This window comes from Burkholderia stagnalis, assembly GCF_902830275.1.
Taxonomy (GTDB): domain Bacteria; phylum Pseudomonadota; class Gammaproteobacteria; order Burkholderiales; family Burkholderiaceae; genus Burkholderia; species Burkholderia stagnalis.
Map to the genome: position 1 here is coordinate 780,678 of NZ_CADESW010000001.1, position 21,023 is coordinate 801,700.

Below are 21,023 nucleotides of genomic sequence, written 5' to 3' on the forward strand. Positions count from 1 at the left end.
GCGCGGAACCGAACGCGGCCGCGCGATCAACGGCACGAATGGGATGCATGGCGGCAATCGGCAGCACGACTGCCTTCCGTCAATGGTAGTCGTCTTCCCGTTGATGTCGGACTGCCAGAATGGTCACTTGCTCCGAGTACTCGATCTCGAACAGCATCACGTAGCCCCATGCCCCGAACGAGATGATCAGCTCACGCAAGAAGGGATTCGCGGCATCGGCCTTTCGGCAACTGAACGGAAAATTTCGCAGCACGGAAACACCCTGCCCGATCGCTTCCAACGCCCGTGCCGCGGCTTGCGCATCCCGCTCGAGCAAAAACCTGTACAACCGCATCAGGTCCTCACGCGCCGCGCGCGTGTATCGCACCTGATATCTCAAACTGCTTTCCTCGCCATGCGCGAGGCGTTCAGCATCCCTTCAAGTTCTGCATGCACTTCGTCAGCGTCGAAATACTCGCCGGTGCGACGCGCTTCATCACGAGACGCAAGGCCGCGGGCAATGAACTCCCGCTGGAATCGCCGACGCGCGATGCCGTCGCGCAACGCCGCTTCCATGAACGCCGATAGCGTTTCGTTCTCGTCCAGCACGGATTCGGCCGCGTCGCGCAATTCCGGATCGACGCGCAGGGCCGGCATGGTCGCGGTTTTCATCGCATCCTCCTGCATTACATTTGTAATGCATGGTAGCACATCGGCTGATGGATGCGCAGTCGTCCGATCGGCATACCGTCGTGCCGGTGCCGAATCGTCCGGCGGGCCCTGCAGCCGAGGCGTGCCGACCGACACGCGCCCCGCCCCCTCACACCCCCACCGTCACCATCCCCCGCTCCGACCGCGTCCACGCAACCAGCGCACCGGCCCCGAGCAACGCGAGGCACACGATCGGCACGATCATCGGCCCGAACGCGGTGCCGGTCACCTTCCCCGCGAACGGCATCAGGTTCTGGCTGAAGAAGCCGCCGAGGTTGCCGATCGAGTTGATCGCCGCGACGCTCGCCGCCGCGCGCGCGCCGGTGAAGTAGCGCGGCGGCATCGACCAGAAGCACGGATACAGCAGCGGGATGCACGCGCCGCCGAGCACCAGCGCGACGAAGCGCAGCGGCGTCGACGGCAGCACCAGGCTCAGCAGGAACCCGAGCGCGCCGAGCGCCGCGACGATCGCGATCGTGCGCAGGATGCTCTTTGCGCGGCGCAGCTTCGACGGCAGCCAGACCAGCAGCAGCACGGCCAGCGCCCACGGCAGCATGCTGAGCAGGCCGTTCGTGCTGCTCGACACGCCGAACGACTTCACGAGCGTCGGCAGCCAGTACGTCACGCCATACAGCGACGTCGACATCAGCATGTAGGTCGCCGCAAACAGCATCACGCGCGGATCGAGCAGCGCCTTCCACGGTTGCCCATGTTCCGCGTGCGCGGGCTGCTCGCGTTCGAGCGCGGCCGCGACCACCTGCTTCTCGCGCTCGTCGAGGAAACGCGCATCGCGATATGAAGCCGGCAGCACGCGAAACACGACGATCGCGACCACCACCGCCGGGATGCCCGTCGCCACGAATACCCATTGCCAGCCCGCGAGCCCCCACACGCCGTTCAGGCTCAGCAGCCAGCCGCCGACCAGCGAGCCGAGCATGTTCGCGAGCGCGCTGCCGAGCGTGAAGATGCCGAGCACCTTCGCGCGGTAGCTCTGCGGGAACCACAGCGTCAGGTAGTAGATGACGCCCGGATAAAAACCGGCCTCGGCGATGCCGAGCGCGAAGCGCAGCCCGCAGAACACCGGCATCGACGTCGTGAAGCCCATCAGCACGGTAATCAGGCCCCAGGTCAGCATGATCCGCGCGAGCCACACGCGTGCGCCGTAGCGATGCAGCGCGAGCGTGCTCGGCACCTCGAACAACAGGTAGCCGATGAAGAACAGCGACGACGCGAGGCCGAACGCGGCCTCCGTCATGCCGAGGCTGTGCACCATCTGCAGCTTCGCGAAGCCGACGTTCTGACGGTCGATGAACGCGATCAGGAACATCACGACGAGGATCGGCAGCAGGCGCCGCGCCATCTTCGACATGACCTGCCGTTCTTCGGCGGACGCGGGGTCCAGGGTTTCGGTGGCGTTCACAGCATGCTCCTCCTTGATTTCGGTTGTATGCGCTCGGGCGTTCGCCTACGACGGGCGGAATTCGCCGAGCATCGGCGTGAACATCTCGGTCCACGCGCGCGGCTTTGCCTTGATCGTGCCGGCCATGTAGAGAAATTCGACGTAGTCCATCAGCTGGTTCGGCTTCACCGAGAAACGCGTCTCGGGCGCCGCGAGCATCTGCATCACGTCGTCGTGCGACACGCCGACGCCCGACGACGCGGCGTAGATCGCGGCCGCCGCGCGCGGGTCCTGCGCGATCGCGCGGTTCGCGTCGTCGAGCGCGCCGAGGAACGCGGCCGCGAGCGCGGGCTCGGTGTCGACGAGCCGCTTCGGCGCGAACACGACGTCGAGCGTCAGCGGGCCGAGCACGTCGACCGAACTGACGACGCGATGAATGCCCGGCTGCCGCAGCTCGAGCGTCGAGAACGGCGGCGACGTGAAGTGCGCGGTGACGCCGTGCTCGCGCCGGATCAGCGCCTGCATCGCCTGCGGATGCGGCAGGTTCACGGTGATCGAATCGAGCTGCGCGAAATGCGGCCGGCCGAGCAGCTTGGCCGCGACCATCTGCAGCACGACCGCCGACAGCGACGTGCGGATGCCCGGCACCGCGATCCGGTCGGCCGGCGTGAAATCGCGCAGCGACGTCAGCCCGGGGCGGTTCGCGTTCAGCGACAGCGAGGTGGTCGACAGCCCGCTGATGCCGATCACCTCGACGTTCGGAATGCCGCGTGCCCGCGCCCACAGCTCGATGAAGCCCGGCGCGCCGGCGCCCGCGAAATCGAGCGTGCCGGCCATCATCGCGTCGTTCACCGAATTGCCGCCGTCGAGCAGCACCCAGTCGACGCTGACGTCGCGCACGCCGTGCTTCGCCGCATGCCGTTCGAACAGCCGCTGCTTCTCCATCACGAGCAGCGGCAGGTACAGCACGCCATAGCCTTTCGAGATCCGCACCGTGCGCGGCTTCGACAGCACGAGCGCGGGCGCGAGCGCCGCGCCGAGCCCGGCGGCGACGAACGCGCGACGGCGCAGCGACGGCGTCATGCGGGCGCGCCCGCTTCGGTGATTGCCTGCTGCATGTTGCCGTCTCCTCTGGTATTAATGCCGTCTCTGCCATCCTCGGCTCAAGCACAGGTTATCGAGCGAGTCTGAGAAAATGCTGACATCCCGCCCCCGGGAAAACCCGTAACCCAATCGAACCGAAGCAGGCCAGCACCATGCGCATTCTCGTCGCGGAAGACGACGCGGAAATCGGCGCGGCGATCCGCAGCCGCCTGACGCGGCTCGGCCACGCGGTCGACCTCGAAACGAACGGCGCGACGGCGAACAGCCTGCTCGGCGTCGAGCGCTTCGACCTCGTCGTGCTCGACGTGATGCTGCCCGCGATGGACGGCTTCGCGATCCTGCGCAACCTGCGCGCGTCGGGCAGCACGACGCCGGTGCTGCTCGTCACCGCGCGCTCGGCGATCGACGACCGCGTGAGCGGCCTCGGGCTCGGCGCGGACGACTACCTCGTGAAACCGTTCGACTACCGCGAGCTGGAAGCGCGCGTGCAGGCGCTCCTGCGCCGCAACAGCGGCCACGCGAACGACGTGCTGACGCTCGGCGGCCTGCGCATCGACCGCAGCAGCCGCCTCGCCGAGCTCGACGGCCGGCCGCTGTCGCTGTCGCGCCAGGAATTCGCGCTGCTCGAGATCCTCGCGAGCCGGCCGCAGCGGATCTTCTCGAAGGACGAATTGCTGAACCAGCTGTTCAGCTTCGGCAACGAGCCGAGCGCGAACGCGGTCGAGCAATACGTGACGCGCGTGCGCAGGAAGCTCACGGGCAGCTCGGTCGAGATCCGCACCGCGCGCGGGATGGGGTACCAGATTGCGACGCACTGACTGGTTCCCGAAGACGCTGTTCGGGCGCACGCTGCTGTTCATCGCGCTCGTCGTCGCGTCGGGCGCGCTCGCGCTCGCGGCGATCGCGCGCTACTACGCGGGCGTCGCTGCCGAACGCGCGTACGACCAGCTGCTCGCCGGCGCGGCAATCCAGGTCGCGGAAAACCTCTACGTTCAAGGCGGCGTGCTCGCGCTGAATCCGCCGGTTGCCGCGCTGTCGACGCTGTCGCGCTACGACCTCGTGTACTACAAGGTCGTCGACTCGCGCGGCGTGGTCGTGGCCGGCTACCACGACCTCGCGAGCCCCGCGACGCTCGCCGCCGCGAAGCTCGGCCCCGCGTTCGCGAACGGCACCTACCAGCACGCGCGGATCCGGATGGCGACCATCGCGCGCTACATGCCCGAGGAAAGCACGCCCGGCTGGGCGCTCGTCACCGTCGCGCAGACGACGAACGCGCGGCAGGCGCTGACGAACGACATGAGCTTCAAGGTGTGGACGCTGATCCTGCTGATGAGCGTGCTCGCGATCGGTGCGAGCGGCCTCGCGATCCGGCGCGGCCTGCGGCCGCTCGCGCAGATCGAGACCATCATCGCCGCGCGCGACCCCGCCGACCTGCGCCCGGTGGCCGTCGACACGCCGAGCGAGATCAACGCGATCATCGGCGCGATCAACGGGCTGATGCGCCGCCTCGCGGAGCGGATCACCGCGATGCAGCGCTTCATCGCCGACGCCGCGCACCAGATGCGCACGCCGCTCGCGCGCCTCGACGCGCAGATCGAGCTGCTCGACAGCGAAGCCGACCCCGCGCGCCATGCCGCGCGGCTCGACGCGCTGCGCGCGACCTGCGCGGACGTCGGCCGGCTCACCGGGCAGCTGCTGAACCACGCGATGGTGATCCACCGCATCGAGGCCGTGCCGCTGCAGCCGGTCGAACTGGTCGGGATTGCCAAGGAAGTGCTCGGGCGCACGATTCCGCTCGCCGACGCGCGCGACGTGGCGGTCGCGTTCGACAGCGACACGCCGCACGCGTGGATCGACGGCGACGCGATCAGCCTGCAGGAAGCGCTGTCGAATGTGCTGCACAACGCGCTGCTGCACGGCCACGCGGACGACATCGTCGTGTCGGTGGCCAGCACGAGCGAGTCGGTGACGCTGAGCGTCGCCGACAACGGCCGCGGGATTCCGCGCGAACAATGGGACGCGGCGCTGCAGCCGTTCGTGCGGCTCGAACCCGACGGCGCCGGGCGGCGCACGGGGTCGGGCCTCGGGCTCGCGATCGTGCAGGAAGTGATGAAGGCGCACGGCGGGCGGGTCGGCTTCGCGTTCCCGCCGCAGGGCGGGTTCGCGGTCGTGCTGACGTTTCCGCCCGCGCGGGGCGCGGGCGACGCGACGGCCTGAAGACGTGAAGGCGTAAGCGCCCCGCTACACCGCCACCGCTTCCCCGCCGAGATACGCATCGCGCACCCGCTCGTCGCCGAGCAGCGACTTCGCCGCGCCTTCCAGCACGACGCGCCCCGTCTGCAGCACATAGCCGTAATGCGCGATCTCGAGCGCGAGGCTCGCGTTCTGCTCGACCTTGACTGCTCTCCTCCCGAAAGGAAGGCGATTCCCGCTTCACTGAATGCGACCCGACATCGCCTCAAAGAGACATGGGACTTACGCTTTCTCCATGGGCTGACACCGCCAGTCCGGCGGCCAAAACGTTGCGCGCGGCGTTGATGTCGCGGTCGTGCGTTATTCCGCATCCCGGACAGTCCCAGGCGCGCACTTTCAACGGCAGGCGGGCTACGGTGTGCCCGCAATCGGCGCATCGCTTGCTGGAGGGATACCAGCGATCGATCCCGATCAACGTGCGGCCGTACCACTTGGCCTTGTACGTCAGCTGCCGCACGAATTCCGACCAGCCCGCATCGCCGATCGATTTCGCGAGCCCTCGATTCTTCAGCATGTGGCGGACGGCAAGACTTTCGATCGCGATCACTTGGTTTTCGTTGATCAACCGTGTCGAAAGCTTGTGCAGGAAATCCCTGCGCGAATCTGCCGTCCTGGCATGCATCCGTGCGACTTTGAGTCTCGCCTTCCTGCGATTGGCCGAACCCTTTTGCTTCCTTGCCAGCCGTCGTTGCAACTTGGCGAGCCTGGCTTCGTTCTTGCGAAACGCATTCGGCGCCGCGATCTTCTCGCCCGTCGAAAGAACGACAAAATCTGTCAACCCGAAGTCGATGCCGACCTTGCCGGTTGCTGCGGATTTTGCAGAAACCACGTCGTCGCAAAGCAGCGATACGTGGTATCGGCCTGCGGTGTCCTTCGACACCGTGACAGTGGTCAGCTTCGCCCCCGACGGAATCCTGCGCGACCAGCGGATCGCAAGCGGCGCATTCATCTTCGCCAGCTTCAGCGACGTGCCATCCCATCTGAACGCGCTCGCCGTGTACTCGGCCGATTGCGCACCGTCCTTGCGCCGGAAGTTCGGGTACTGGGCGCGCTTGGCGAAGAAGTTCGCAAACGCCGTCTGCAAGTGGCGCAACGCCTGCTGGAGCGGCACGGAGCTGACTTCGTTCAGCCAACCGTGTTCGGGCGTTTTCTTCAGCGCGGTGAGCGCGGCGGAGGTTTCGTGATAGCCGACACGTGCCTGGCGCTGCTGCCACGCATCGGTGCGCATCTGCAGCATGCGGTTATACACAAAGCGCGCACACCCGAACGTCCGGGCAAGCATCGTTGCTTGCTCGGGCGTCGGGTAGAACCGGAATCGGTAGGCGCGCTTGATATCCATGCCTCACACCATGTCATAGGCTCGCGTGTGCTTCAAGTTTGGGAGAATCGGCCACTCGGCCGCACTCGTTTCACTCCTCGCTCTAAACGACGGGGTTTCTCGGAGCAAATCGGATGACGATCGTCACGCCCTGCCGGTTGATCGCATCGATCAGTTCGAGCATCTTGTCGACATAGAGCGGCGACAGGCCCATCGTCGGCTCGTCCAGCAGATCACGACGCCGATGGCCGAGATACGCGTCGAAGGAGGTCGCATGACGACCCGTACGCGAACACGTCGGACTGTTACCTGCTGCTGATGCACCTGCCGGAAATCCTGCGTCAGCGCTCGGACGTGTTCAGCCGTCCGGCGCTCGCATCACGCCTTATGCGCCGACAACAAAATACTCGTCTCCGTATTCGCGATCCCGTCGATCAACCGGATCGCCCCCAGCACACGATCGAAGTTCTCGAGCGAATCCGCATTCAGCTCCGCGACCAGATCCCAGCGCCCGTTCGTACTATGAATCGTCGCGACGTTCGGATGCCCGCGCAGCACCTTGACCACCTCCGCCGCGCGGTTGCCCTCCACCGCGATCGACATCAGCGCGCGAATCCGGTGCCGTTCGGCGGCCGGCTTCAGCCGCACCGTATAGCCGACGATCACCCCGTGCTTCTCCAGCCGCGTCAGCCGGTTCTGCACGGTCGCGCGCGCGACGCGCAGCTGCTTCGCGAGCGCGACCACCGACAGCCGCGCGTTGTCGCGCAGCAGCGCAATGAGCTGACGGTCGACGTCGTCGAGCGTAATCATCGAATGTCCCTCTCCTGTGAAATGCCCTCGCCGCGCAAGCCGGCCGCGCGCCGCCGCGCTTGACCCGCGGGATTCGATCACATTGCCACATGCGGCTGGCATTTTGCAAAGTTTGGTGATGAATCTGCCAGTTTTGCTGTCTTTTTGTTGGCTGGCGCCCCGGAAATAATGTCTCCATCGAGCGGCCCGTTACGCCGCATCCATCACCGGAGACACCCTCATGACCCGCTTCCTGGACGTTCCCGCCACCGCCCGGCTGATCGCGCAAACCGGCGTCACGCGCTTCCTGAACGAACTCGTCGATACGCTGCATGCCGACTACCTTCGCTGGGCCGATTTCGACAAGTCGCCGCGCGTCGCGTGCCATTCGCGCGACGGCGTGATCGAGCTGATGCCGGTCGCGAACGCGTCGCTGTTTGCGTTCAAGTACGTGAACGGCCACCCCGTCAACGCGGCGCGCGGCATGCACACGGTGATGGCGTTCGGCGCGCTCGCGGAAGTCGACACGGGCTACCCGCTGCTGCTCGCCGAGCTCACGCTGACCACCGCGCTGCGCACCGCCGCGACGTCGGTGCTCGCCGCCAAGGCGCTCGCGCGCGCCGACGCGCGCACGATGGCGCTGATCGGCAACGGCGCGCAGAGCGAATTCCAGGCGATCGCGTTCCACGCGCTGCTCGGCATCGACGAGATCCGCCTGTTCGACGTCGATCCGCTCGCCACCGACAAGCTCGTGCGCAACCTCGCCGCGTATCCGGCGCTGCGCGTGGTGCGCGCCGCCTCGACCGCCGACGCGGTGCGCGGCGCGGACATCGTGACGACCGTCACCGCCGACAAGGCCTACGCGACGATCATCACGCCGGACATGATCGAGCCGGGCATGCACCTGAACGCGGTCGGCGGCGATTGCCCCGGCAAGACCGAGCTGCATGCGGACGTGCTGCGCGCGGCGCGCGTGTTCGTCGAATACGAGCCGCAGTCGCGCATCGAGGGCGACATCCAGCAGCTGCCGGCCGATTTCCCCGTGATCGAACTGTGGCGCGTGCTGCAACAGGAAGCGGCCGGCCGCGAAAGCGCCGGGCAGGTCACGGTGTTCGACTCGGTCGGCTTCGCGCTCGAGGATTACTCGGCGCTGCGCTACCTGTATTCGCTCGCGCGGCAGCACCACGCGGGCGTCGAGATCGCGCTGATCCCGCCGGCCGTCGACCCGAAGAACCTGTTCGCGCTGATCGACGATCCGTCCGCGCTCGCGCACGGCCAAGCCGCCTTCGTCGCCGACGCCGTCGCCGCGCTCGCGCGCTGACCCGAGCCGGTGCGGCCCGCGCGCCGCACCGCCCTATTCCCTTCGCTCTGCTTGCGATGAACCTCGTATCGATTCAGGCACCGGCCGCCGTCGTGATGATCCGGCCGCACCATTTCCTGCCGAACCCGCAAACCGCGGCCGACAACGCCTTCCAGCGCACGGGCGCCGCGCTCGGCGAGCACGACGGCGCGCCCGCGCGCGTGTCCGCCGCCGCGCGCGACGAAGTCACCGCCGCCGCGCAGCGGCTCACCGACGCCGGCGTGCGCGTGCACGTGTTCGACGACCACGGCGAACGCGACACGCCCGACTCCGTGTTCCCGAACAACTGGTTCTCGACGCACCCGGGCGGGCACGTCGCGCTGTATCCGATGACGAGCCCGAACCGCCGCCGCGAGCGGCGCGCGGACGTGATCGAGATGCTGAAGGCCGAATACCGGGTGCAGGACGTGATCGACTACTCGGGCCTCGAATACGACGACGTGTTCCTCGAAGGCACCGGCGCGATGGTGCTCGACCACGTCGCGCGCGTCGCCTATGCCGCGCGTTCGCGGCGCGCGGACCCGGTCGCGCTCGAACGCTTCTGCACGCACTTCAACTTCGAGCCGATCTGCTTCGACACCGCCGACGCGCACGGCCGCCCGATCTATCACACCAACGTGATGATGAGCGTCGCGACCGGGTTCGCGCTGGTCGGGCTGGACCTGATCAGCGATCCGGGCCGGCGCGACGACGTGCGGCGCCGTCTGTCGGAAACCGGCCGCACGGTGATCGCGCTCGAGCCGTCGCAGATCGGCGATTTCGCGGGCAACGCGCTGGAGCTGTCCGGGCGCGATGGACGCGTGCTCGCGCTGTCGCGGCGCGCGGCCGACTGCCTGACGCTGCGCCAGCGCAAGCTGATCGAGCGCTCGGCGCGGCTGCTGCCGCTCGACGTGCCGACGATCGAGCTGGCCGGCGGCTCGGTGCGCTGCATGCTGGCCGGCATCCACCTCGCGCGCCGGCACGGCTGACGCTGCGCCGCCCCTTCTCTCTAAAAAACGATTGAAGATACCGATGCGTCACACGATTCGCCCCCGCGCGCCGCTGGCCGCGCTCGGCCTGGCCTGCGCCGCCACGCTCATGCCCGCCGCGCACGCGGCCGATCCACTCGTCAGGATCGGGCTGGCCGCGCCGCTGACCGGCGGCGTCGCGCACCTCGGCAAGGACGACGAGAACGGCGTGCACTAAAGGCGCGGCGCGATCGTCGACGGTTCGACTGCGTACGGCCAGTGGCTCGCGAGCCGGTTCGAGCGGCAGGCGAAGGCGCTCGGCATGACGGTGGTGTCGCGCGACGCGGGCACCGACAAGACGATCGACTTCCGCGCGATCCTCACGAAGATCAAGGGGCAGCGGCCCGACGTGATCGTGTACGGCGGGATGGACGCGACGGGCGGGCTGTTCGCGCGGCAGGCCGCGCAGCTCGCGATCGGCGCGAAGCTCCTCGCGGGCGACGGCGTGTGCACGCCGGAGATCGCCGATCTCGCGGGCCCCGCCGCGAAGAGCATCGTGTGCTCGGTCGCGGGCATGCCGCTGCTCGACGTCGTGAAGATGTAACGCGGCCGCCGGTGCGCGCTCAGCCGGCGATCAGCTTCAACCCGGCCGGCAGCGATTCGCCGAACACGCGCACCGTGTCGTCGACGTCGAGCGCCACCACCTCGCGCACCCGGTCGAGCCACGCCGCCGGCGCGCTCGCGGCCGCGAGCCGGCGGATCACCGCGTCGCGCAGGTCGGGCGGCAGGTCGCGCGAGCGATCGCCCGTCATCCGCGCGATCTGGGCCGCCGCGAACGCGGCCGGCTCCACCTGCTTCCAGTCGAGCGCGAACAGCGCGTCGAGCAGCCGCGCGGCGACGTCGGCCGGCACCACGCCGTGCGCGCTGCCGTAGAACGGCTGGCGCGCGCCGATGCGGCCGATCGCCCACGCGCCCAGCGCGCTGTCGGCCGGCTTCTGCAGCAGCGCGACGAGCCGCTCCGCGAGTTCGATCTTGCGCTCGACCGGCAACCGTTCGAGCGACGCCGACAGCCGCGTCATGTCGGCCGGGCCGACCTTGGCCGGATCGAACGGCAGCTTGCGCCGCTTGCCGTCGGTGGGTTCGAGGAACGCGATCGCGTCGCGTACCTGCGCCTGCGCATCGTCGTCGAGCCCGCCCGCCGCGCGCCGCCACAGCGTCCACCATTCGGACCACACCTGGCCGTCGTTCACGTACTGGATGCCGTCGTCGAACAGCGGCCACAGCTGCTCGATGCGCCATGCGTCGAGCGGATGCCCGAAACCCGGGCGCACGCAGTAGCCGGCAAGGTTCAGCCACGCGCGTTCGTGGTCGGCCGAACGCCGCCGCCGCCGTGCGCGCGCGAGCAACGCGTCGAACAGCTCGCGCGCGAGCGCCACGTCCCATTCGTCGCGCGGGCCGAGCAGCTGTTCGAGCTGCGCGCGCAGCCGGCGCGTGTCCTTCGGCGTGACGTCCGCCGAGCGGCCGCCGAACGAGCGGTCGATCAGCTCGATCGCCTGGTCGAGTTGCGGATGCCGCGCGGGCGTATCCGCGTCGCCTTGCGTCGCCGCGTCGCCGCGCAGCTGGAATTCGAGCCGCCAGCGCCGCGCCGCGTCATCCGTCGCGATGCAGTGCATTTCGAGCGTGCCGACCTCGGTCAGCGACGCCGTGAGCTTTACGGGCGTCTCGTGTGCGTCGCGCGCATCCTGCCGCCCGACCACGGTCGCGATCGGCGGCAGCCGCACGAAATCGCCGTCGCCGAGCGTCACCAGATCGCCCGGCCGGTACGCGGTGTCGGCCACCGTCGACACGAGGTGGAAGCGCACCGGCTGCCCGAGCCGCAGCGCGAACGTGCGGCCCTCCAGCCGGATCTCGTGGCCCTCTTCGGTGCCGCGCGGCAGCAGGCACACGCCGCGCGGTTCGGCGTCGCCGTCGTCGAGCACCAGGAAATAGCTGCGCGCCGAGCCGCCGCCGATGCGCGGCGCATGCCCCGCGCGCGCGAGGCCGTACGCCACCGCGCCGCGCGCGACCGCGATATCCGGATGCGCGTTGTGCAGCACGTTGAGCGGCTGGCCGCGCCATGCGCCGAGCGTCTGCGCCAGGCGGCCGGCGAGCGCGCCCGCGCGGAACACGCCGCCGTTGAGCAGCAGCGTGTCGGGCAGCGGCCCGTCCGCATGGCGAGCAAGAAACGCGGCGACGTGCCGCGTGACGGCCGCATCGCTCGCATACGGCAGCCCGAATTCGACGATCGCGCTGCGCGCGCGGCGCGGCAGTTCGTCGGCCGCGACCTGCGGGAAGAAACCGTCGACGACGATCTGCTCGACTTCCTGCCGCGTCAGCTCCGCCGAGCGCGCGCCGCCGATCAGGCGGCTGCCCGCGCCGAGCAGCGTGACCGTGACCGAGTCGGGCGCGTCGGCGCCGAGCAGGCGCTCCTTCGCGGCGCGGCAGCGCTCGACGAGCTGCGACAGGCTCGCGGCCGACAGCCGCGCGCCGGGCTCGGTCAGGCGCGGCTCGACGAGCCGCGCGAGCGCGAGGTCCATGTTGTCGCCGCCGAGCATCAGGTGATTGCCGACGCCGATCCGCGTGAGCGCGGGCTTGCCGTCGTCGCCGAGCGCGACGTCGACGAGCGTGAGGTCGGTCGTGCCGCCGCCGACGTCGCAGATCAGCACGCGCCGCGCACCGGCGAGCGTGTCGCGCAGCGACGCGCGGTGGCGGTACAGCCAGTCGTAGAACGCGGCCTGCGGTTCTTCGAGCAGCCGCAGCGCGGGCAGCCGCGCGAGACGCGCGGCTTCGACCGTCAGCGCGCGCGCGCCGTCGTCGAACGACGCGGGCACGGTGAGGATCAAGTCCTGCTCGGCAAGCGGCGCGTCGGGGAAATGCGCGTCCCACGCATCGCGCACGTGCGCGAGGTAGCTCGCGCTCGCATCGACCGGCGACACCTTGTCGACGCCGTCGGCCGCACCCCACGGCAGGATCGGCGCGAGCCGGTCGACCGACGCGTGCGACAGCCAGCTCTTCGCGCTCGCGACGAGCCGGCCCGGCACCTGCGCGCCGAGCGCGCGCGCATAGCGGCCGATCACGGCGGGCAGCGGGCTGCCTTCACCGGCTGCTTCACTCGCCTGCCACGGCAGCCGCAACGCCTCCGCCGGCAGCTCGCCGGGCGCCGGGTGATAGCGCACCGACGGCAGCAGCGGCTGCGCGCCGACCTCGCCGGGGCCGACGAGCTGCTCGACGTCGAACACGCGGATCGCATCCGATCCCGCTTCGACGTACGCGACGACCGTGTTGCTGGTGCCGAGGTCGATGCCGACCGTATAACGCTTCATCGCGCTCAGGCGGTGCCGCGCACGTCGAACTCGACCTTCCAGCGCTCGTCGGTGCCGCTCGGGATCGCTTCGAGTTCGAGCGTGCCGGCCTCGGTCACGCGCGCGTGCAGCTTCACCGGCACGATCTCGCCGACGGAGCGGCCGTCGGCCGGCAGCGTCGCCTGGATCTCCTCGAGCTCCTGCAGCTCCTCCGGCGACCAGTAGTCGAGCAGCGTGCCGACCTGGTCCTGGCGGCGCACCGACGATCCGAAGAAGCGGAAATGCACCGGCTCGCCGACGACGAGGCCGAACTCCTGCGGCGGCAGCGCCGCGTTCGTGCCTTCCTCCATGCCGAACGGCGCGACGCACAGCGCCTGCACCGGCGGCTCGAGCCCCGGCACCGCCGGCATCGCCGATTCGATCGCGACGTAGTACGCGCGCGCCGTGCCGCCGCGAATGCGCACGCCGCGGCCGCGCTTCACATAGCCGTAGTACGCGGCGCCGCGCGCGACCGCGAGGTCGAGATCCGCGCCGCCGAGCAGGCGGGCGGGCGCCGCGCCTTCCGATCCGAGCCAGCCGTTCAGCGTGTCGAGCACGCGCTGCGTCAGCAGCGACGACTTGAACACGCCGCCGTTGAACAGCACCGCAGTCGGATGCAGGAACGTCGCGCCCGGCGGCAGCGTGCGCTGCACGCCGTCCAGCGCGTCGAGCGCCGCGACCTGGCGGCCGAGGAACGCGGCGAGGTGGCGCGTGATGCCCGCGTCCTGCGCATACGGCAGGCCGAGCTGCGTCAGGCCGACGCGCGCGCGGCTGACCGGGCGCGCCGCTGCGTCCACGTGCGGGAAGAAGCCTTCGAGGATCGTCTGCGTGAGTTCCGCGCGGGTCAGCTCGGTGCGGATCGAACCGCCGATCAGCTTCGAGCCGCGGCTCGGCACGACGAGCGGCACCGCATCGGTCGACGGGTCGGACAGCAGCGTCTCCTTCGCGGCGCGGCACGCGTACGTGAGCGCACGCAGCTGCCACGGGTCGGCCTGCGTGCCCTGCGTCGCGAGCTTGCGCGCGACCACGTGCGCGAGCGCGAGGTCCATGTTGTCGCCGCCGAGCAGGATGTGCTCGCCCACCGCGACGCGATGCAGTTCGAGGTTGCCGTCGCGTTCGACCACCGCGATCAGCGACAGGTCGGTCGTGCCGCCGCCGACGTCGACGCACAGGATCAGGTCGCCGACGTTGACTTGCTTGCGCCAGCCGCCCTGGCTCTTCTGGATCCAGCTGTAGAGCGCTGCCTGCGGCTCCTCGAGCAGCGTCATGCGCGTATAGCCGGCGGCCCGCGCGGCCTCGGCCGTCAGCTCGCGCGCGGCCGGGTCGAACGACGCGGGGATCGTCACCGTCACGTCCTGGTCGACGAACGGCGCGTCCGGATGCGCGTGGTCCCATGCTTCGCGCAGGTGCGTCAGGTAGCGGATCGAGCTTTCGAGCGGCGACACGCGCGACACCTCGGGCGGCGCATCGCTCGGCAGGATCGCCGCGCGGCGGTCGACGCCCGGGTGGCACAGCCAGCTCTTCGCGCTCGACACGAGGCGGATCGGCGTGCCGGCGCCGCGGCTGCGCGCCATTTCGCCGACCGCGAAGTTGCGCGACGCCGTCCACGGCAGCGTCAGGTCGCCCTGCGTCAGCTCGCTTTCATGCGGCAGGTAGAGGAACGACGGCAGCAGGTCGCGCGACTCCAGCGCGCCGGGCGCGGTGAGCTGCGCGATCGGCAGCACCTGCTGCTCGACCTTCTCGCCGTCGCTCGCGGCCGTGTCGACGTACGACAGCGCGCAGTGGGTGGTGCCGAGATCGATGCCGATCGAATAGCGTGCGTCGCTCACAGTTCCACCTCCGCCGGGGCGATCACGGAGGCGTCGTGGCTGCCGGTCAGCTTCGGCAGGCGCACGTCGGAGACGCGCCAGCCGCGATGGCTGACGGTGCCCGTGAACGGCGCGGCGCCGACGACGTTGCCGGTCACGCGCACGGCCGTCGCGTCGAAGCCGGCCGGCAGCGTCACGCGGCTGCCTTCGGCTTCGTCGCGCACCGGCACGATCGTGAAGTGCTCGCGCAGCGCGGCGCGGCAGCCGTCGTGCACGAGGCGCGCGGCCGCGCCGATGTCGGCGTCCGTGTAGCCGGCGATGTCTTCCTGCACGAAGTCGATGAAGCGTGCGTCGCGCTGCAGCAGGCCGAGCAGTTGCAGCGCGGCCTGCGGGCTCGCTTCGCGCAGTTCGGGCGCCTTCACGGGCGCGGCAGCCGGCGCGGGCACGGGCGCAGGCGCGGCGGCCGGCGCCGGTTGCGCGGCAACGGGCGCGCCGTCGCGCACGCGCAGCACGCCGGCGGCGAATTCGCGGTTGCCGAGCACGGAGAAGAACGTGCCGACGGCAAGCGACAGCCGGCCGAAGAACGACAGATTGGATTCGGGCATGTGGCTTGGACTCCTGTGGGCCCGCCATGCGGCGGGCGATCTTGCCTGGGGCGCCGGGCGCGGGGCGCGAAATGCGCATGGCCGATGCCCGGAGCGCGATTCCGGGCCCCCTCGCGGGGTGCGGAAAACCCGTATTTTGCCCTGTGGCGGAAGAATGGTGCGGAAGTTGGGGGACAGAACAGTGTGGCCGCGTGCAAAAGGCGCCGGCCGGATGGCGGGATTGCGCTGCGAGGATTAGCGGTCCGTAGTGAATTTCAAGGTGCCTGACGGCTTCAGGAAAGGCCGGCGATGCGTGCGGCGTGGGCCGCTTCGCTGGGTACGCCCTTCTTGGTAACGATCGAAATCCTCCCAATAGCCGACCGGACCTCGACCTTGACGCATTCGGTGCAACGTCGGCGTGAACCAGCCTGCGCTCCCCTGAACCGCCCACACTCGATACCGAGCGTCGGCCGAGCCATGCTGCAGGCCGCGCGCGACGGCGGCGCACCGGCCATCGTCGAACCCGCAGGCATCAACCGGCTCGCGCAGGCCGCCGCCGCGCCGGGCCGCCCATAACGCCCGGCGTGCGCGTGTGGGCGCGCCCGCCTACGACGCCACGCCCACACGCGCAGGCACGGCCGACACGATCGTCGCGACCGCCACCGCCAGCACGACCGCCGCGCCGATGAAGACGCCGCTCGCGCCGTTCGCATCGAACACCACGCCGCCCGCGGCCGCGCCGGTCGCGATCGCGAGCTGGACCGCCGCGACGATCAGGCCGCCCGCGCTCTCCGCCTCGTCCGGCACCGTGCGCGTGACCCACGTCGACCACGCGACGGGCACGCCGCCGAACGCCATCCCCCACAACGCGACGAGCACCGCGTCGACGAGCGGCGCGCGCCCGAGCGCCACCAGCGCGACGCCGAGCACGACCATCAGCGCGGGCATCGCGATCAGCATCGGCCGCAGCCGGTGCTCGAGCACGCGGCCGGCCAGCGACGTGCCGACGAAGTTCGCCACGCCATAGCCGAGCAGGATCGCCGACAGCCCGTTCACGCCGACACCCGCGACCTGTTCGAGAAACGGCCGCAGGTACGTGAAGAACGCGAAATGCCCGGTGAACACGAGGATCGTCGCGAACATCCCGAGGCCGACCGTCGGCCGCCGCAGCACGTCGACCAGCGTGCGCAGCCGCGTCGTGCCGGACGGCGCCATCGCCGGCAGCGTCGCGACCTGCGTCGCGAGCGCGAGCACGCCGAACCCGGCCGCGATCAGGAACACGTTGCGCCAGCCGATCAGGTGACCGAAATAGCTGCCGAGCGGCGCGGCCGCGATCGTCGCGACCGCCACGCCGCTGAAGATGATCGACAGCGCGCGCGGCACCATCGCAGTCGGCACGAGCCGCATCGCGGTGGCCGTCGCCATCGTCCAGAAGCCGCCGAGCGCGATGCCGAGCAGCACGCGGCCGACCAGGATCGTCGCGAGATTCGTTGCGCACGCGACGGCCAGGTTCGAGACGATCAGCAGCGCCGTAAACGACAGGAGCACGCGCCGCCGGTCGATGGCGCGCGTCGCGGCTGCGGTGAGCAGGCTCGTCACGAGCGCGACCGATGCGGTGGCCGTGACGGCCTGGCCGGCGACGCCCTCGGTCACGCCGAGGCTGTCGGCCATCGGCGTGAGCAGGCTCGCGGGCAGGAACTCCGCGGTGACGAGCCCGAACACGCCGAGCGTCATCGCAAAAACGGCGCCCCAGGCGGGTTCGCGCGGCCCCGCCGCGACGCCGGCGGATTCGATGGTGGGATTCATGTTTGATGCGATTCCGGAAAAAGTGCCAATGGTTGCGCATCGTAAGGTCAGCACATCAGGACGGTCTATGACATACAATCCGGAAACATTGATCAATCGTCCGAAACCGATGTCCGATCCCGTCGACCTCCCGCCGTCCGACACGCACGACCTCGTCAGCGAACTGCTGCTCGGGATGCGCCTGAGCGGCGTCCAGTACCGCCGCATCCAGGTGGCGCGGCCGTTCGGCATGCGCTTCGGCAACGTGCGCGGCCGCGCGCAGTTCCACTTCGTCGGCCGGGGGCCCGTGCTGCTGCGCGACCCGCGCGGGGCGACCTACCGGCTCGACACCGGCGACGCGATCCTGATGCCGAACGGCGGCGAGCATGCGCTGGTGTCCGAGCCCGACACGCCGTGCCGCGAGATCGACGGCTTCGAGACCGCGAAGATCTGCGACACGGTCACCGCGGTCGGCGCCGCGCGGCAGGCCGAAGGCGACGGCGGCGCGGAAGCCGGCGACGCACTGATCTTCAGCGGCTGCATGGAACTCGATCTCGGCGGCATGCAGCCGCTCGTCGCGACGATGCCCGAGGTGATGTTCGTCGGCACGCTGCTCGCGCGCAATCCGGAGCTGCGGCCGCTGCTCGATGCGATGGAGCGCGAGTCCCGCGCCGAGCGCGCGGGCTTTGCAGGCATCCTGGCGCGGCTCGCGGACGTCGTCGCCGCGTTCATCGTGCGCGGCTGGGTCGAATGCGGATGCGGCAACGGCACCGGCTGGGTGCAGGCGCTGCGCGACCCGAAGCTCGGCCGCGCGCTCGTCGCGCTGCATCGCGAACCGGGGCGGAACTGGAGCGTCGCGGAGCTCGCGACGCAGGCCGGCGTGTCGCGCTCGGTGTTCGCGGAGCGGTTTCTCGCGGCGACCGGGATGACGCCCGTGCGTTACCTGACCGAGCTGCGGATGCGGCTTGCCGCGCAATGGATCACGCGGGATCGCGAGCCGATCGAGACGGTCGCGTATCGGCTCGGGTATGGGTCGCTGGCGGCGTTCAGCCGCGCGTTCAAGCGGGTGGTGGGGAAGCCGCCGGGGGCGGTGCGGGCCGACGGCGAGGGCAACGCCGAGGCCGCAGGCGACGCGGCGGCAAGCGCCGAAGCGGCCGGGTAACGCGACGTCGGCTGCACGACGCACGCGTGCAGCCGCGATGCGCCGCAAGCGGGCGCGCCCTCGCCCGCCTGCGGCGCGTCAAGGCCGCGCATGGATACGGCGCTGACTCCGCCCGCCGTCAGCCGGCCCGCTCCTCGAGCCGGTCGATCAACGCCGTCGCGCAGCGCACGGCCAGTTCCGCGCTCTGTTCGGCATCGACCGTCGCGCCGGCCGCCAGCGTGCCCTGCACGATCCGCCCCAGCAGGTCCTTCGCCAGGTCGCTGATCTCGTAATCCCGTTCCGTCATGATTCGCCTCCGGTGCGCCGGTCCGCCCGGACCGCGCGAGTGGGTGATGCCGGTGCCCGCACGACGATCTGCGCCTGCGTGTCCCGTTCGATCCGTTCGAGCGATGCGCGCATCGCCGCGTAATCGTCCGGCGTGCACACCTGCCGGTCGAAATGCGCGCGCAGCCGCCGCGTGACCTGCACGACGCGCGCGCCCGCATCGAACACATAGTGCGACGCGAAATCGACGTAGCCGTCGCGCACCGTCGCATCCGTCGGCAGGTCGGTCACGGTCACACCCGCCGGCAGCGCGATCTGCGCGCTCTCGCTGAACGCGCCGCCGATGCACACCCACGGCTGCGTGCGCACCGGCTCCGCGAGCCATGCCTGCACCTGGGTCGCGATCCCGCCCGTCAGGCTCGACAGCGCGGGCACCGCGCTCGTGCCGTCCGGCCACACGACGTGATCGAGCGTGCCCGTCATCGTCACGCCGAACGGCCCGTCGGTCGCCGTGCGGTCGGTCGTGACGAGCTGCGCGGTGCCGCGCAGCCCGCTTTGCCGCAAGCGCTCGACGGCAAGCTGCCGGATGCGCTCGCGGGTCGCGCGGCGGAACACGGTGCGTTCGAGTTCGGCGGTCCAGCCGTCGTCCTCGACGTACGACTGGTAGCGCTGCGCATCGATCCGCGCGGCGTCGATCGCGAGGCGCGCGCTGCGCGTGCGCGGCTGCGTGGCCGGCGTGCGCGACAACACGCCGGTGTCGACCCGCAGCGCGGGCCGGTCCATCACGATCGGCGGCAGGTAGCCGAACGCGATGCCGGCGGTGGTCGTATCCGCGTACAGCCCGAGATCGGGCAGCCACGTGATCGCGTGATTGATCGCGCCGCCGCCGTAGCCCGGCACCGACGGCAGCGTGTACACCGCCCCGAGGTTCAGCAGCACCGGCTCGCTGCGGATTCCGACCGCCGCCAGCAGCGCGCCGAACAGCGCGACGTGGTCCTTGCAGTCGCCGTAGCGGTTGCGCAGGATGTCGGTCACGCGGTGCGGCGCGGCAGCCGTCTCGCCGAGAAACAGCGCGACGTAGCGCACGTTCGCCTGCACCCAGTCGTACAGCACGCGCGCCTTGTCGCGCGGGTCGGATGCGTTCGCGGTCAGCGCCCGCGCGAGCTGCACGACCGCCGGATCGTTCGCGCTCGGGTCCACCGCCGCGTTGCGGTAGCGCGCGGCAAACGCCGCGTAGTCGGGCAGCGTCGACACCATCAGCCGGTCGCCGTCGGTCGGATAGCCGACCGCACCGTTCTCCAGCCGGTCGTACGGGCCGTGGCGATAGTCGAACGTGTAGCGGGTGCGGCCGTTCTCCGTCACCGGCGGCAGCGCGACGTAGCCGCGCGCATCGGCATGCAGCGGCATGTCGGCCGGCACGTCGAAGATCAGCCGCTGGTGGTCGACGGGCTCACGCGACGGCTCGACGAAGTAGCCGAAATAGCCGGGATTGAGCGGCTTGGTCCGCACCTTGCGAAACGCGATGCGCGTGCGCGAACCGGCCTCGACGCCCGGAAACACGACCGTGCGCAGCACGCCGTCCTGGAACGTCGGCGCGCCGGCGGAACGCGGCTCCTGCACGTCGCGGATCGCGTCCGGGCCGACCGGGTGCGCGACGCCGTCGCGGTCGATCGTCTCCGCCGCGAGCAGCTCGACCTTCTCGATGTCCTTGTCGAACCATACGTAGCGCTGCGCGATCGCATCGATGCCGTTCGCGTCATTCGCGCGCAGCGTCGCATCGTCGTGCTCCTCGAGCGAGCCGTCGCGCTGGATCACGAAAACGTGCACGTCGTTCTCGAGCGTCGTCGGCGCGATGTCGGCCGACTCTGGCCCCGCAGGGCCGGGGGCCGCCGGCGACGCACGCGCGCCGACCGTCGACAGGCAGAAACAGGCAACGCCGAACAGACGGAGCAGCATGCGCATCGCATCGAACCTCGCGGCACGTGGCCGGCAAGACCGCGGCCGGGCAGCCGCGTTCTTCGTCAGACTACGCCAATCAGGTGCGCTGCGCACCGCGCGCGCTTCGCGGGGTCGAATCCGAATCGATCGAGTCACACACGCATGCGCGATGCCGGATACGGGCGCCGGAAGACATTTTCACCGGTCATCCGCATCACTTCGCGACATATATACTGGAATCG

Annotated in this window: 18 protein-coding genes and 4 pseudogenes; 8 read left to right on the forward strand and 14 right to left on the reverse strand. The window is 70.1% G+C overall.

Going from position 1 to position 21,023, the window contains the following annotated elements:
• Positions 1–79: 79 nt before the first annotated feature.
• The 4 genes from HWY45_RS03350 to HWY45_RS03365 all read right to left on the reverse strand — a co-directional run bounded on the left by HWY45_RS03350 (position 80) and on the right by HWY45_RS03365 (position 3,172).
• Positions 80–379, reverse strand: coding sequence for a type II toxin-antitoxin system RelE/ParE family toxin (locus HWY45_RS03350; RefSeq protein ID WP_059803570.1), 300 nt, complete (start codon positions 377–379; stop codon positions 80–82).
• A complete protein-coding gene (locus HWY45_RS03355; protein WP_059803650.1) occupies positions 376–651 on the reverse strand; it encodes a YlcI/YnfO family protein in 276 nt (91 codons plus the stop codon). The genes HWY45_RS03350 and HWY45_RS03355 overlap by 4 nt, the downstream gene beginning before the upstream one ends.
• A 148-nt stretch (positions 652–799) precedes the next feature.
• Positions 800–2,110 (reverse strand): MFS transporter, encoded by a 1,311-nt coding sequence (locus HWY45_RS03360; RefSeq protein ID WP_059803567.1) that lies wholly within the window; start codon positions 2,108–2,110, stop codon positions 800–802.
• A gap of 45 nt (positions 2,111–2,155) precedes the next feature.
• A complete protein-coding gene (locus HWY45_RS03365; RefSeq protein ID WP_059564104.1) occupies positions 2,156–3,172 on the reverse strand; it encodes an ABC transporter substrate-binding protein in 1,017 nt (338 codons plus the stop codon).
• Positions 3,173–3,345: 173 nt separating this feature from the next.
• Here HWY45_RS03365 and HWY45_RS03370 point away from each other — a divergent pair, with 173 nt between their 5' ends.
• Positions 3,346–4,011 (forward strand): response regulator transcription factor, encoded by a 666-nt coding sequence (locus HWY45_RS03370; RefSeq protein WP_059564105.1) that lies wholly within the window; start codon positions 3,346–3,348, stop codon positions 4,009–4,011.
• Positions 3,998–5,410, forward strand: coding sequence for a sensor histidine kinase (locus tag HWY45_RS03375; protein WP_059886394.1), 1,413 nt, complete (start codon positions 3,998–4,000; stop codon positions 5,408–5,410). Before HWY45_RS03370 ends, HWY45_RS03375 begins: the two co-directional genes overlap by 14 nt.
• 24 nt (positions 5,411–5,434) lie before the next feature.
• Here HWY45_RS03375 and HWY45_RS03380 read toward each other — a convergent pair.
• The 3 genes and pseudogenes from HWY45_RS03380 to HWY45_RS03390 all read right to left on the reverse strand — a co-directional run.
• A pseudogene (locus HWY45_RS03380) lies at positions 5,435–5,587 on the reverse strand (ABC transporter ATP-binding protein); the annotation flags it as partial.
• A 64-nt stretch (positions 5,588–5,651) separates the two neighbouring features.
• Positions 5,652–6,785, reverse strand: a complete 1,134-nt coding sequence (locus HWY45_RS03385) for an RNA-guided endonuclease InsQ/TnpB family protein (RefSeq protein ID WP_059886392.1) — start codon at positions 6,783–6,785, stop codon at positions 5,652–5,654.
• 118 nt (positions 6,786–6,903) lie between these two features.
• A pseudogene (locus HWY45_RS03390) lies at positions 6,904–6,993 on the reverse strand (ABC transporter ATP-binding protein); the annotation flags it as partial.
• A 53-nt stretch (positions 6,994–7,046) separates the two neighbouring features.
• Here HWY45_RS03390 and HWY45_RS37390 point away from each other — a divergent pair.
• A pseudogene (locus HWY45_RS37390) lies at positions 7,047–7,127 on the forward strand (peroxidase-related enzyme); the annotation flags it as partial.
• A gap of 15 nt (positions 7,128–7,142) precedes the next feature.
• Here the strand turns inward: HWY45_RS37390 and HWY45_RS03395 are convergent.
• Positions 7,143–7,574, reverse strand: a complete 432-nt coding sequence (locus HWY45_RS03395) for an Lrp/AsnC family transcriptional regulator (protein ID WP_059564107.1) — start codon at positions 7,572–7,574, stop codon at positions 7,143–7,145.
• 220 nt (positions 7,575–7,794) lie between these two features.
• Here HWY45_RS03395 and HWY45_RS03400 point away from each other — a divergent pair, with 220 nt between their 5' ends.
• The 4 genes and pseudogenes from HWY45_RS03400 to HWY45_RS03410 all read left to right on the forward strand — a co-directional run.
• The gene (locus HWY45_RS03400; protein ID WP_059803561.1) at positions 7,795–8,874 is read left to right on the forward strand and encodes an ornithine cyclodeaminase; all 1,080 of its coding nucleotides are present in this window, start codon (positions 7,795–7,797) and stop codon (positions 8,872–8,874) included.
• 56 nt (positions 8,875–8,930) lie between these two features.
• Entirely contained in the window at positions 8,931–9,881 is a 951-nt protein-coding gene (gene ctlX / locus HWY45_RS03405; protein ID WP_059886390.1) for a citrulline utilization hydrolase CtlX, read from the forward strand.
• Between the two features lie 43 nt (positions 9,882–9,924).
• Entirely contained in the window at positions 9,925–10,098 is a 174-nt protein-coding gene (locus tag HWY45_RS37395; protein ID WP_414143467.1) for a hypothetical protein, read from the forward strand.
• 9 nt (positions 10,099–10,107) lie between these two features.
• Positions 10,108–10,443, forward strand: a pseudogene (locus tag HWY45_RS03410) (ABC transporter substrate-binding protein); the annotation flags it as partial.
• 40 nt (positions 10,444–10,483) lie between these two features.
• Here the strand turns inward: HWY45_RS03410 and HWY45_RS03415 are convergent.
• The 4 genes from HWY45_RS03415 to HWY45_RS03430 all read right to left on the reverse strand — a co-directional run bounded on the left by HWY45_RS03415 (position 10,484) and on the right by HWY45_RS03430 (position 17,438).
• The gene (locus HWY45_RS03415; protein WP_059886388.1) at positions 10,484–13,222 is read right to left on the reverse strand and encodes an Hsp70 family protein; all 2,739 of its coding nucleotides are present in this window, start codon (positions 13,220–13,222) and stop codon (positions 10,484–10,486) included.
• Between the two features lie 5 nt (positions 13,223–13,227).
• Positions 13,228–15,069, reverse strand: a complete 1,842-nt coding sequence (locus HWY45_RS03420) for an Hsp70 family protein (protein WP_059886386.1) — start codon at positions 15,067–15,069, stop codon at positions 13,228–13,230.
• A complete protein-coding gene (locus tag HWY45_RS03425; protein WP_059564113.1) occupies positions 15,066–15,653 on the reverse strand; it encodes a DUF2760 domain-containing protein in 588 nt (195 codons plus the stop codon). Before HWY45_RS03425 ends, HWY45_RS03420 begins: the two co-directional genes overlap by 4 nt.
• A gap of 585 nt (positions 15,654–16,238) precedes the next feature.
• Positions 16,239–17,438: an MFS transporter gene (locus HWY45_RS03430; RefSeq protein WP_059886384.1), complete on the reverse strand. Its 1,200-nt coding sequence runs from the start codon at positions 17,436–17,438 to the stop codon at positions 16,239–16,241.
• 67 nt (positions 17,439–17,505) lie between these two features.
• On the opposite strand from HWY45_RS03430, the gene HWY45_RS03435 reads away from it, so the two are divergent.
• Positions 17,506–18,579, forward strand: coding sequence for an AraC family transcriptional regulator (locus tag HWY45_RS03435; RefSeq protein WP_059886382.1), 1,074 nt, complete (start codon positions 17,506–17,508; stop codon positions 18,577–18,579).
• A 118-nt stretch (positions 18,580–18,697) separates the two neighbouring features.
• Here HWY45_RS03435 and HWY45_RS03440 read toward each other — a convergent pair whose 3' ends face one another.
• Together HWY45_RS03440 and HWY45_RS03445 are read right to left on the reverse strand one after the other, a co-directional pair.
• A complete protein-coding gene (locus tag HWY45_RS03440; protein ID WP_170304070.1) occupies positions 18,698–18,865 on the reverse strand; it encodes a hypothetical protein in 168 nt (55 codons plus the stop codon).
• Positions 18,862–20,805: a DUF3857 domain-containing transglutaminase family protein gene (locus HWY45_RS03445; RefSeq protein WP_150999358.1), complete on the reverse strand. Its 1,944-nt coding sequence runs from the start codon at positions 20,803–20,805 to the stop codon at positions 18,862–18,864. The genes HWY45_RS03440 and HWY45_RS03445 overlap by 4 nt, the downstream gene beginning before the upstream one ends.
• Positions 20,806–21,023 lie beyond the last annotated feature (218 nt).

Excerpts from the sequence above, each read along its gene's own strand:
- HWY45_RS03440 (WP_170304070.1), bottom strand. The coding sequence starts at position 18,865 with ATGACGGAACGGGATTACGAGATCAGCGACCTGGCGAAGGACCTGCTG.
- HWY45_RS03355 (WP_059803650.1), bottom strand. The coding sequence starts at position 651 with ATGAAAACCGCGACCATGCCGGCCCTGCGCGTCGATCCGGAATTGCGC.
- HWY45_RS03435 (WP_059886382.1), top strand. The coding sequence starts at position 17,506 with ATGACATACAATCCGGAAACATTGATCAATCGTCCGAAACCGATGTCC.
- HWY45_RS03425 (WP_059564113.1), bottom strand. The coding sequence starts at position 15,653 with ATGCCCGAATCCAATCTGTCGTTCTTCGGCCGGCTGTCGCTTGCCGTC.
- HWY45_RS03430 (WP_059886384.1), bottom strand. The coding sequence starts at position 17,438 with ATGAATCCCACCATCGAATCCGCCGGCGTCGCGGCGGGGCCGCGCGAA.
- HWY45_RS03385 (WP_059886392.1), bottom strand. The coding sequence starts at position 6,785 with ATGGATATCAAGCGCGCCTACCGATTCCGGTTCTACCCGACGCCCGAG.
- HWY45_RS03370 (WP_059564105.1), top strand. The coding sequence starts at position 3,346 with ATGCGCATTCTCGTCGCGGAAGACGACGCGGAAATCGGCGCGGCGATC.
- HWY45_RS03395 (WP_059564107.1), bottom strand. The coding sequence starts at position 7,574 with ATGATTACGCTCGACGACGTCGACCGTCAGCTCATTGCGCTGCTGCGC.
- HWY45_RS03445 (WP_150999358.1), bottom strand. The coding sequence starts at position 20,805 with ATGCGCATGCTGCTCCGTCTGTTCGGCGTTGCCTGTTTCTGCCTGTCG.
- HWY45_RS37395 (WP_414143467.1), top strand. The coding sequence starts at position 9,925 with ATGCGTCACACGATTCGCCCCCGCGCGCCGCTGGCCGCGCTCGGCCTG.
- HWY45_RS03400 (WP_059803561.1), top strand. The coding sequence starts at position 7,795 with ATGACCCGCTTCCTGGACGTTCCCGCCACCGCCCGGCTGATCGCGCAA.
- HWY45_RS03365 (WP_059564104.1), bottom strand. The coding sequence starts at position 3,172 with ATGACGCCGTCGCTGCGCCGTCGCGCGTTCGTCGCCGCCGGGCTCGGC.
- HWY45_RS03415 (WP_059886388.1), bottom strand. The coding sequence starts at position 13,222 with ATGAAGCGTTATACGGTCGGCATCGACCTCGGCACCAGCAACACGGTC.
- ctlX (WP_059886390.1), top strand. The coding sequence starts at position 8,931 with ATGAACCTCGTATCGATTCAGGCACCGGCCGCCGTCGTGATGATCCGG.